Annotated in this window: 1 protein-coding gene and 1 pseudogene; both read right to left on the bottom strand. The window is 62.2% G+C overall.

Annotated features, from left to right (window positions below):
• Positions 1 to 78 precede the first annotated feature (78 nt).
• Entirely contained in the window at positions 79 to 624 is a 546-nt protein-coding gene (kdpC, locus tag HX846_RS24770) for a potassium-transporting ATPase subunit KdpC (RefSeq protein ID WP_087693688.1), read from the bottom strand.
• Positions 625 to 691: 67 nt separating this feature from the next.
• A pseudogene (locus tag HX846_RS24765) lies at positions 692 to 1,101 on the bottom strand (potassium-transporting ATPase subunit B); the annotation flags it as partial.

Below are 1,101 nucleotides of genomic sequence, written 5' to 3'. Positions count from 1 at the left end.
CCCACATTTGACCGCATTCCAAAGGTGAAACTCAGTCGAATGTGGGAGCGGGCTTGCTCGCGAAAGCGGCGCCACGGCTTACAGTTTTTCCAAGGCCATGTTCAACGCCAGCACGTTCACCACCGGCGGCCCCACCAGCGGGCTTTCGATGTGCTCGTCCATCAAGCGCTGCAGGGTCGCCACCGGCAGATTACGTGCGGCGGCTACCCGGGCCAGTTGATAGGCAATTGCCTGCGGTGGCAAGTGTGGATCAAGACCGCTGCCGGAGGTAGTCAGCAATGCCATCGGCACCGGTCCCTGGTCTGGCACCAGCATTTTCCTGGCATCGTCAAATACACGAGTGGCCAGTGCGGGGTTGCTTGGGCCGAGGTTGCTGGCGCTGCTGGAAACCGTAGCAAACGCACCGGCAGATGGCCGTGGGTGGAACCAGCCGTCACCGGTGAAATCCTGGGCAATCAGGCTCGAACCACGCACCTTGCCGCTGGCATCGTGTACCAGGCTGCCGTTGGCCTGGTCAGGGAACGCGACTTGCGCCACGCCGGTAACAACCAGGGGATAGGCCACGCCGGTGATCAGGCTCATCAACACCAGCAGGCTCAGGGCCGGGCGGATAATGTTGGACATTTCAAATTCCTCAATTCGGTCATTGCAACCTGCAGGCACCGGTTTGCCGGCGCCTGCGGGCATCGAGTCAAACCAGGTGCAGCGCGGTCAACAGCATGTCGATCGCCTTGATGCCCACGAACGGCACCACGATCCCGCCCAGGCCGTAGATCAGCAGGTTGCGACGCAGCAATGCCGCCGCACTCGCCGCCTGTACGCGCACACCGCGCAGCGCCAGCGGGATCAGCACCACGATGATCAGCGCGTTGAACACGATGGCCGAGAGGATCGCGCTCTGCGGGCTTTGCAGGTGCATCACGTTGAGCACACCCAGTTGCGGGTAGATCGAGGCGAACAGCGCTGGCAGGATCGCGAAGTACTTGGCCACGTCGTTGGCGATGGAAAAGGTGGTCAGCGCACCACGGGTCACCAGCAATTCCTTGCCGATCTGCACCACGTCCAGCAGCTTGGTCGGGTCGCTGTCGAGGTCGACCATGT

This window comes from Pseudomonas sp. K5002 (assembly GCF_013386655.1).
GTDB lineage: Bacteria > Pseudomonadota > Gammaproteobacteria > Pseudomonadales > Pseudomonadaceae > Aquipseudomonas.
Note: the sequence above shows the minus strand (reverse complement) of the source record. Positions and strands in the feature narration are given on the sequence as shown.

Excerpts from the sequence above, each read along its gene's own strand:
- kdpC (WP_087693688.1), bottom strand. The coding sequence starts at position 624 with ATGTCCAACATTATCCGCCCGGCCCTGAGCCTGCTGGTGTTGATGAGC.